At 32.9% G+C, this 9,700-nt stretch carries 8 protein-coding genes and 2 pseudogenes; 7 read left to right on the forward strand and 3 right to left on the reverse strand.

Annotation, left to right across the window (positions count from 1 at the left end; all coding sequences use genetic code 11):
- Nucleotides 1-404 precede the first annotated feature (404 nt).
- The 4 genes from ACQKMD_RS20935 (at nucleotide 405) to ACQKMD_RS20950 (ending at nucleotide 4,731) form a co-directional block, all read left to right on the forward strand.
- Nucleotides 405-830 carry a YugN family protein gene (locus ACQKMD_RS20935; protein ID WP_427754426.1) on the forward strand — a complete coding sequence of 142 codons (426 nt, stop codon included), beginning with the start codon at nucleotides 405-407 and terminating at the stop codon, nucleotides 828-830.
- A 176-nt stretch (nucleotides 831-1,006) separates the two neighbouring features.
- Nucleotides 1,007-2,140, forward strand: a complete 1,134-nt coding sequence (locus tag ACQKMD_RS20940) for a GerAB/ArcD/ProY family transporter (protein ID WP_427754427.1) — start codon at nucleotides 1,007-1,009, stop codon at nucleotides 2,138-2,140.
- A complete protein-coding gene (locus ACQKMD_RS20945) occupies nucleotides 2,127-3,584 on the forward strand; it encodes a spore germination protein (RefSeq protein ID WP_427754429.1) in 1,458 nt (485 codons plus the stop codon). The genes ACQKMD_RS20940 and ACQKMD_RS20945 overlap by 14 nt, the downstream gene beginning before the upstream one ends.
- Nucleotides 3,577-4,731 carry a Ger(x)C family spore germination protein gene (locus ACQKMD_RS20950; protein WP_427754430.1) on the forward strand — a complete coding sequence of 385 codons (1,155 nt, stop codon included), beginning with the start codon at nucleotides 3,577-3,579 and terminating at the stop codon, nucleotides 4,729-4,731. Before ACQKMD_RS20945 ends, ACQKMD_RS20950 begins: the two co-directional genes overlap by 8 nt.
- A 331-nt stretch (nucleotides 4,732-5,062) precedes the next feature.
- Here the strand turns inward: ACQKMD_RS20950 and ACQKMD_RS20955 are convergent, their stop codons facing one another.
- From ACQKMD_RS20955 to ACQKMD_RS20965, 3 genes and pseudogenes are all read right to left on the reverse strand, one after another.
- Nucleotides 5,063-6,166 carry a PRK06851 family protein gene (locus tag ACQKMD_RS20955; RefSeq protein ID WP_427754431.1) on the reverse strand — a complete coding sequence of 368 codons (1,104 nt, stop codon included), beginning with the start codon at nucleotides 6,164-6,166 and terminating at the stop codon, nucleotides 5,063-5,065.
- A 306-nt stretch (nucleotides 6,167-6,472) separates the two neighbouring features.
- Nucleotides 6,473-6,972: pseudogene (locus ACQKMD_RS20960) on the reverse strand (YfiT family bacillithiol transferase).
- Between the two features lie 63 nt (nucleotides 6,973-7,035).
- The gene (locus ACQKMD_RS20965) at nucleotides 7,036-7,650 is read right to left on the reverse strand and encodes a hypothetical protein (protein WP_427754433.1); all 615 of its coding nucleotides are present in this window, start codon (nucleotides 7,648-7,650) and stop codon (nucleotides 7,036-7,038) included.
- A 237-nt stretch (nucleotides 7,651-7,887) separates the two neighbouring features.
- On the opposite strand from ACQKMD_RS20965, the gene ACQKMD_RS20970 reads away from it, so the two are divergent.
- The 3 genes and pseudogenes from ACQKMD_RS20970 to ACQKMD_RS20980 form a co-directional block, all read left to right on the forward strand.
- A complete protein-coding gene (locus tag ACQKMD_RS20970) occupies nucleotides 7,888-8,037 on the forward strand; it encodes a hypothetical protein (RefSeq protein ID WP_427754435.1) in 150 nt (49 codons plus the stop codon).
- 308 nt (nucleotides 8,038-8,345) lie between these two features.
- On the forward strand, nucleotides 8,346-9,284 hold the full coding sequence (locus tag ACQKMD_RS20975; protein ID WP_427754437.1) for a hypothetical protein: 939 nt from the start codon (nucleotides 8,346-8,348) through the stop codon (nucleotides 9,282-9,284).
- A 283-nt stretch (nucleotides 9,285-9,567) separates the two neighbouring features.
- Nucleotides 9,568-9,700 (forward strand): annotated as a pseudogene (locus tag ACQKMD_RS20980) (IS256 family transposase); the annotation flags it as partial.

The raw sequence follows: 9,700 nt of genomic DNA on the forward strand, positions 1-9,700 counted from the left end.
GTCTGATGTTTAGTGTGGTAACTTACATTTTACACGGAATCGTTATGGGCGTTTTCTATTTTGTCTTGGTGTTGCACTTAATATTACAATTCGTCTTTTAAAAAAACTTTTTTTAGATTTTCACAATAAGAAAAGAAGCTTTTATTCAAACATTTTATAAAATTGAATTCAGTTCAGAGTGTGGACAAACTCGAAAAAAACGAGTTTTCTACAGTCTTTTTTTATATAGGATAAATTAGGTTTTACGAAGTTTACTTCTCGCTTTCCGCGGACGCTTCTCCACCCCCCAAAAAATACTACCTTCTATTTCAGAAATCTTTTTCATTCTCTTGAAGTTTTTTTGTATGAGTTTCTTCTATTTGTAAAGAATAGTAACAGTGTTGTTTAAATAGGAGTGAATAATAATGATCAAACTACAATCACCGATTGAAGGTAGAAGAACTCATTTTGGATATATTCGAGATATTTTTGAAGCTAATGGATGTAACTTTTGTATGAATTTCGATTACGATCAGGGACAATTCGACTCCATTTTATGGCGTGAGGGAGGAGAGACCATTTATTTAAGACTCCCCTTTATAGTATTAGAGGGAGAGTTAGATCACTATGAAGCTCTAATATTATTTGGTCCCCCTTATATCATTAAACATGTAGTAAATATCGGTCTAGACCGCGATGAACATTCATTAGCAACTGTAGCTGGGATTAGTCAATTTCAAAAACCTTTAGATACAGACGGACACATTGAGGATAAAAGCAGATGGATAAAAGTGGGAGAAGAAAAAATAGAGAAATTCTTATATTCTCTAGAAGAGCCATTAAGTTCCTAATCAAATTTATGAACAGATGAACCCGCTTGAAGCAAGATATTTGTTCAAGCGGGTTTATTTTTCCTTTTATAGCTTTCTAAATTGTAAAAACCCCAATAAATCCTTCATAAACATATTATAAACTTTATTATTATTGGCAAAACTAATAAATACCAATTGATGTAAGAAGGTGTAATGTGAAAAAGTTCGATACAATTAGTATATTGCACGTCATATTTCTATCGATGACAGTCATCGGATTAAAGAATCATGTAACTATTATTCCATCATTATTAAAAGTTGCAGGGAGAGATGGATGGGCTTCTGTAATATTGTCTACAGTAGCACTATTCCCTTGGCTGTTTCTCTTAGTTTATATTCATAAAAAATCAAAACAAGAACCTGTTAAAGATTGGTTAAAACGTAAAATAGGTAAAGTTGGAACTTCCATTGTGCTTTATATTATAGCCTTTTACCTTATCGTCCTTGCTGCATTTACGATGAGAGAAACCTTGCAATGGATAACGACGACCTTTTTACCTAAAACACCGATGTTAATTATGTTAATAATTTACACAATCCTTTGTGTCTTACTCGTCACTTCGAACTTACAGACCATTGCCATGATAAATGTAATGGTACTTTTCGGAGTAGTTATTTTTGGCTTTTTTGTAGCATTTACAAATATTCAAGTTAAACACCCTGATTTATTGCGTCCTTTTTTTGAACACGGATTTTCCCCAGTATTGAAAGGAATGGTGTACCCTGCATCTGGATTTATAGAGCTGGTGCTATTTTTGTTCCTTCAACATCAAATCAAAGACAAAATTCGATGGTACCATTTCACGATTATGCTTTTAATTTTAATGGGATTAACACTAGGTCCACTAGTTGGAGCAATCATTGAATTTGGTCCAGATGAGGCTTCTAAGCAAACCTATCCCGCTTATGAAGAATGGGGTCTCATTTCAATAGGACGATTTTTTGAACATCTTGATTTCTTTTCAATTTATCAATGGCTTACGGGTGCATTTATAAGAGTTGGGGTACTTTTGTACGTCGTCGTAGATATTTTCAATATGAATGGGAAGAAAAAGCGAATTTGGTTAACACTAGCTCCAGCTTTCTTCTTTATTTCTTTATCTTTATTCCTATTGAGCGACACTAAGTTTATTGAAGCTAAGGGGAGTTTTTTATTGCCTACTACCTTCTTTTTCTTTTTGATACTATCCCTTTTTCTTGCAAGTGTAGCTTTCATTTCAGGAAGATCATCTAAAAAGGCCAAAAAAATAAATACTCAGAAAGTAGTGAAGGAAAATGACATCGGCTAAAAAGCCAATAGATTTAAATACTTTGATGCAGTTATTTCAGAAGTCTGCGGATGTTCATTTTCAAGCGTATACATTTAATCAACAAACAGTGCAATTCATTACTTGTGATGCAATGATAGACCAACAATTGTTGAATGATGTTATTATTCAAAGAGTTCAGCAACTTCTAGAGAACGTCGGGGATAAGCCATTAGAAGACGTAGTGCAAGCTGAATTATTAATTCCAGATTTAATAAAAGTAGAAGATAAAGAAGAGGCCATATCACTTATTTTTTCTGGTCAATTACTACTCTATTTTGAGAATGAACTTCTCCTCTTTTCTAGCAATATTGCTAAAAAGCCGAATCGAAAACCTGAAGAAACTCGAATGGAAATGGTTATTAAAGGACCAAGAGATAATTTTATTGAAGATATTTCAGTTAATATTGCGTTAATAAGAAAACGATTGCCTACAAATTCATTATGCGTAGAAAAATTCGTATTAGGAGAACGTTCAAAAACATCAGTAGCCATTCTCTATTTTGATGATATTGCCAATAAAGAGATATTGAGCGAAATCAAAAAAGAGTTAAATAAAATCGATACAGATATCATTTTTAGCGGAGATATATTAATGGAACGCATTATTAAAAATGGAATGCTCTTTCCAAGAATTGATTATACAGGGAGACCAGATCATGCCATTCAATCCCTTGTAAGAGGCCGATTTTTGATTTTAGTTGAGGGTATAGCCTATGTAGTCGTCACGCCTGTGAATTTATTTTTACTTTTAAAATCAGGTGAAGATAATGAAAATACAATTATTTTCAGTTCCTTTGAGCGGGTTCTTCGGGTGGCTAGTATTTTAATCGGTCTTCTCTTACCGGCATTTTGGCTCGCTTTAACTACTTTTCACCAAGATCAATTGCCACTGCAATTGCTAGCGACAGTTGTACAATTAAATACTGGCCTGCCAGTTCCTTCTGCTATTGAAATGCTTCTTATGCTCCTCATGTTTGAATTATTTCGCGAAGCGGGCTTACGGCTTCCGGCTGCCATTGGTGGAACTATCAGTGTTGTTGGTGGATTAATTATTGGGGATGCCGCTATTAGAGCAGGTGTAACGAGCCCTGCAATGATTGTTATTATAGCAATTTCAACTATAGCAACGTCTACACTAGTCAATCAGTCACTTGTAACTGCAGTAAGTGTTTTACGAATTAGTTTTATCCTAACTACCGCTTTTTTAGGACTATTTGGGTTTTTCATGTCGTTATACTTTACTCTTTTTTACTTATCAAATATTCGAACTTTCGGAGTACCATATATGAATATTGCATCAGACTTAAATTGGTCAACAATCCGAAAAACGTTATTCCGAGTTCCACAAAAATACTATAATGAGCGTCCTAATATGTTAGATCCTCTAGATAAAACAAGGACAAAAGAGGACAAAAATGAATAAAAGAATATTGATTATTGTGATTATTGTCTCGGCTCTACTCTCCGGTTGTTGGGATGCAGATGAACCTGAAAGGATGCTATATATTCATGGTGTCGGTGTGGATTTCAAAGATGGTGAGTACGAAGTATTTGCTCAGATTATTGATTTTTCCAACACTGCAAAAACGGAACAACCTGTTACTAATCCAGTGCAATCCGAAGTAGGTTATGCTAAGGGAAAAACAATTGATGAAGCGATTTTCGAATTATACCATTCATTAGACCAAAAAGTTTTTTGGGGCTTTTTCTCTTTTATTATTTTCTCGGAAGAGGCATTAAAAGAAGGAAGAGCAAATCCTATTATCGACAATTTCCTTCGTTATAGAGAAACAAGATATCAAATCTGGATGTACGGTACAAATGATTCTGTAAAGGATATATTGTTGACCACACCGATTATCAATAAAGCGCTTATATTATCAAAGTTAGGTGATCCAGAAAATTCATATAAACAAGAGTCCTTTATAAAACCCATCAATTTTCGAGAGTTAATTATTGGACTAAATGAACCTAGCCATGAAATACCTATCCCATTCGTTTCTATCGATAATAATTGGGATACGGAACAAGGCCAAAAAAATTCCACTACTTTATCTGGAGTTGGCTTACTCTCTCCAAAAGAATTTAAAGGATTTATCCCTACAGAAAAAATACGTGGATTACAGTGGATGACAAAAGATACGGAACGCGGGGAAGTTACAGTCAAGATAGACTCGAAAAATCCAGCTGAATTCACCGTAGTTGTAGATAACTTAAAAGTCAAAGTAAAACCAATTGTTAGGAAAAGTGAAGTGAAGTTTGATATCAATTTAAAAATGGACGTGACCGTTAGTGAGTTTCATGGGGATGTAACATCTGATGAAATAATAAAAGAGATAATTAAAGAAGTAAAAAAAGAAATAAAAGGTACCTATGAAGAAGCACTGAAAAACGATGCAGATATTTATCGTTTCTCTGAATACTTATATCGCAAAAACAATAAAGCGTGGAAAAAACTTCAGAAAGATGGAAAAGTGGAGTTAAAAGAGAATTCCATTCAAAACATTAATGTTAAAATAAGAAAATTAAAATCACAAAGAAAAGATTTTAAAGAAACGATTGATCAATAACGAAGTACAATGCAGTTGAAAATTTATTCTATTTTAATGGATAGCAGTATTTTAAATAATTTTTAAGGAGGCCCTTTTTATTGGATTGTTGTGTAGTAGTCAATCCTAGAAAAACGGGTCTTCCTTTTTTCTATCATTTCGTTCATGCTTGAAATTTTCATTCTAAGTAAACATATTCTTATTTTGATTTAGCTATGTAAAAAAGTTACTGAAATTCATCAGTAACTCAATGAAAAAAATCATTTAGTTTTTTTATTAAGACTGCCCCTTAGACGCAGAGACATAATAACCTATTAGCATAATTTTATACTGAGAGACTTAAAATAAATTACTAATCAGTTGCCCCCTTTACTAACTCGAGTATCGTGTTTTCAACTTCTTTTTGAATACATTCAACAATCGAAAAATCGACTGCTTCTTGATATATCTCTTCTAACTTATCATGCGATTTTTTGGCTTCTGCTAAACTCGATGTTCCCTCGTTCATTTTATTTCGATATCTTGTGGAAATCCCCAAAATTTGCTCTTCATAAATTTCATCCGTTCTAGGGAATACAGCAACATTATATAAATCGATTATTTCATCTCCTTCACGAGATGGAAAATACTCATGCGGTGCCGTACTATCGAAAATCGCAATCCCTAGTTCTCTAAGGATGACCATATCCAAGCTATTTGGATCAAACCCACAGTGATATATTTCTACATCTAAGCCCCTATCTTCAGCAGTAGAAGCTAATTTTTTTAAAAGGGTCGATTTTCCTGACCCAGGTCTGCCTTTTAAAAAGTAACGCTTACGAATGTTTTCAGTTAAATTTGGTACATAATCTACTGCTCCAATTGGCGTAGCTGCTCCTAAAAATCGATGACGGACATTCGCTTCCTTATTTAAATGAATTTCTCCAAAAAAGATTGATTTTATTTCTTCTGTTAACGCATTTAACTTTTCAAAATCCATATTGGCAATATAAATTGCTTCCCACTCGTCATGAACTGCTAACGCTTCAGCATAAGAATGATAAGCTTGCCCATAGGCTTCCTCTTTCTCCTTCATCAACTGAAGAATGTCATCTTTTTTGATACTTAGTTGTTGTGAATTCCACGCATCCCCTAAATTCACATATTCCTCAACCGCTCCTGGAGCCTTTGGTTCTATGACGTGTGGCTCAGTCCCGTCAACTATTCCTATTTTTAATGATGGAAAAATAACACCGTCAACAGAATCCGAATCAGAAGCACAATGAATGAATTCTACATCATATCCTTTTTCCTGCCAATCATTCGCAATATTCTTCATCAAAGTCGATTTACCAGTCCCTGGGCCACCTTTTAATATAAAGATCTTTTCTAAACCCACAAAATTAGAATCATATAGGCTAAAGAAACCCCTTGCCGTATTTCCTCCAAAAAAATAATGTAACTCTTTTCCGCTCACTAAAAAAAATCTCCTCTCTAACTAGAAGTTTTTCTATAGAAATAAGGTATGCGAAAGTAAAGATATAGGTGAATGCCTAGTGACGATAGGATAAAATTTATAAGTGAAAAATACCATTGAAATTGCATGGCATGTAATATGTTAAGTTGGCCTACCCTACACTTACTTGTAGGTTTGGATTCGAGTTTGATTATCAGAATTAGCTAACCCTTCATTATCTGCAAACAAAAAGAATCCATTTATAAAAAAGATTGTTCAAAATGGACTCTTGATCATAAAGGATAAATTAAATGTTATTAATTATTTTTAAGCACTTTTAATATGAACTATGTGATGATTACCATGCCATGCATAAATACCAATGTTTTTCTCGATCGAAACAATACAAGAATCAGGATGGATAAAAGTTCTTTTTAGTTGTTCATCCGTTAAATTTTCAATTAGATAAACCCAACGCATGTAAAGATTCAATGATTTTTAAAGAAGTGGCAATGGGGAACTTTTAATCGGGTAACTCAGCCCATTTATCTTCTTCATATGGTTTAATGATTGGATTTTCTTCTGTTAATGCTAATTTGAAACGGATATAAGCATTCATATGACCCATCTGCAATGTGATGGACAATTTGTCGAATGGTCCAACTACCTTCTCTATAAGTATATTCTAGAGCTTCGTCACTCAGATAATTGACTACTTCTATTAATCTCATTGGTAACGTCCAGATTTCATTGATCCAAGCCTTTATTTCTTCTGTTGATAGATGTTCAGCACAATCGAATTCTCCTATTGGATATTTTTCATTCATCAATCATCCCTCTTTGTTTCAAAAGACCATTTTATAAATTCGCTTCATTATATTAGTACAATACTAATTGTTGATTTGCTCCAAATGCATGATAATATCCAGACCTGTTGGGTTTTCATTAATGAAATCACTGTATTCTCTAAACACTAAAGTCATTCCTGAAATATCATCAGGTAATGGCGGAGAAACAATGAAGTTATGCATTGAGTTTCCTTTCGATCCTGCCCCACCATCACTGCGACAATCGTATGGTTTCCCTATATATAATGCAATATTATTATGATTCAGCTGAAGGTCGATTAGTCTATCATTTCTGTCATCCCAATCGATATTAAGATGGACAACACTGGCATTTTCATACTGTCTTATATAGGTTACAGTGTAAAATCTTTCACCTACTTCAACCGATTTTAAAACAGATAGGTGCTTTCTAAATCCATTCGGTTCAACACGAGGTTTAAAGAAGTCATGCATTTTAACTGTTCCAAATAACGAACTTAAATAATCTTCATACAGATTATACTTTTGTGCCCATTTTGAGAGCACTTTATCAGTTGGAAAACCTGAATGATCGCTTGAAAGGTCTTTGCGTTGTTTTAATAAAGCACAGATTTGTTCATCAATCTCAAAAAGTTCTTTCTCATATTGTGAAGATCGTTCAATAGCGTCTTTTTTCATTTTCTTCCTCCTTAATTTTTTTTCTTAATTTATAACAACTCAATATTAACTTATTATGAAAATAATGGGAATATTTATTATTCGAAATATTCCCAAAAGTTTGATTCAAAACTAGTTAATTCAACTAGAAATTTTAATAAACCTATAAAATGGTCCATATTTTTGTGAGATATTATTATTTTGATTACACAATAATCAGTAACAACATTAGATTTTCCAGAACAAAAGAGCTTTTTAATGGAGGCAGCTGTAAAAAGTGATTTTAATACAAATCGTAGAACAGAAGAATCTTATTCTCAAGTTGAACTTGCTAATAAAGTAGTTTTGCCAGTAGAACGTATCCAACTTTCAGAAAGTGGTTACATTGAGTTTGACTCAGCTGAGTAAGAAAAAAAATTTTCAGTTTTAGGCATTGCTCAAGACGATATATCCGACTTCCGCTCTTTTTTAAACTAGAGCCAATATTTTAATTTTCATCTAGTAGCAAAAGATTTACGCCCTCACTTTTTTATTTTCATTCAAAAAGCTCTCTTATACTAAAATATAGTGTAAAAAATAGAATAGTTAATTAAAAATGGGGTGAAATACAAACTCTCGTATTGTCTCTTTCCATTTCATGTATAATGGAAATATAGAATATTCTATTATCTAACATTGCATAATTGGGCAGTAACATCAATAAAGGAGCAAAGTAAATGTTTAATTCAATTTGCGAGTTCTATAACATTATTCCCAAAAATATAGACATAATGAGAAATGCAGAACGTGTATTAGCAAAAATTCAAACGGAAACGAATGAATCATATTACTTAAAAGGAGAGCCAGCGAATCAAAGTCATTGGGAAAGCGGTTGCAAATATGCCACATTTTTGTCAGAGAACGGATTAAATACACCAACTTATCGAAAGACTAAAGAAGGTACATATACTATATCCCTAAATGAAAAAGTGTTTTCATTAGAATTAGCCCTTTTAGGAAAACCTATAAAGAAACTTGATGATCAATTACTTGCAACAATTGGTAGTTCATTTGGCATTCAACATCGTCTTTCGTCTACAATCATTTCTCCTTTAACAACTGCTACATCTTGGAGTTTGTTTGGAGGAAATAAAACAGATGAAATTGGCGACTATGATGAGAATGAACTAAGTTTTCGGGATTTTAAAAATACTTATTCTACACATAGACTCTTTTCAAAAGTTGAAAGATTATATTTAACTTATCGTTTAGAATTAAAACAAGTGTGGGATAAATTTCCTCAAGGGGCTGTTCAGGGGGATTTCTGTTATTACAATATGTTATTAAAAGAAAACCAGCAGCTCGCGATTTACGATTTCAATTTAGCAGGTAATGAAGTGTACTTAAATGAATGTGTGGCAGTAGGTGTCTATCATAGTTGGCACGTGGACTATATTGGAACATTAAGTAAAGATGAAAGGTTTTTATTATTCATGAATGCTTATCAAGAAGAAAGAGCTCTTAATCAAGTTGAATTGCAGTATTTGCTCAAATTAAAAGCAATTATTAGAGCCTTCCGATTCGATCGAATAGAAGATGGGATTAGTATTAAAAATACTGAAGTACAAGATGAATTTTTAGAAGAAACATTAAAAATACTGCTACTTGTTGATTAGGCGAGGGGCAATTTTTTTATTTAAGTCTCAATTTATGCACCTTTATTATTGTAGTAACAATCTTCTGCTATACGAAAAGTTAAACAACTTCAAAAGCCTTCCAGTCATTTATAATGTCGGAAGGTTTTTATATTTAAAACAATAATATTAAACGACTTTATTATCTCTACACACTTCTAGGAGAGCGTAAAATATCTTGTGTAAATGAATAAATAGAAAAAGGAAGACCTTTTCTTGGTAGAATTAAGTCACCACAACCAATCCTAGAAAAGAGGTCTTCCCTATGAATCAGTTTACTACAGAATTAGTTGATGCTCTAGTAAAAAACAAGATATTACTGAAGTTTTTCGTACCCATTTAGAAACAGCGGTGAATACGTTGTTGGCGACAGAATTAACGGCGTTTTTAGATTATGA

The organism is Viridibacillus sp. NPDC096237, from assembly GCF_050278625.1.
GTDB lineage: Bacteria > Bacillota > Bacilli > Bacillales_A > Planococcaceae > Viridibacillus.

Excerpts from the sequence above, each read along its gene's own strand:
- ACQKMD_RS20965 (WP_427754433.1), bottom strand. The coding sequence starts at position 7,650 with ATGAAAAAAGACGCTATTGAACGATCTTCACAATATGAGAAAGAACTT.
- ACQKMD_RS20975 (WP_427754437.1), top strand. The coding sequence starts at position 8,346 with ATGTTTAATTCAATTTGCGAGTTCTATAACATTATTCCCAAAAATATA.
- ACQKMD_RS20945 (WP_427754429.1), top strand. The coding sequence starts at position 2,127 with ATGACATCGGCTAAAAAGCCAATAGATTTAAATACTTTGATGCAGTTA.
- ACQKMD_RS20970 (WP_427754435.1), top strand. The coding sequence starts at position 7,888 with ATGGAGGCAGCTGTAAAAAGTGATTTTAATACAAATCGTAGAACAGAA.
- ACQKMD_RS20935 (WP_427754426.1), top strand. The coding sequence starts at position 405 with ATGATCAAACTACAATCACCGATTGAAGGTAGAAGAACTCATTTTGGA.
- ACQKMD_RS20950 (WP_427754430.1), top strand. The coding sequence starts at position 3,577 with ATGAATAAAAGAATATTGATTATTGTGATTATTGTCTCGGCTCTACTC.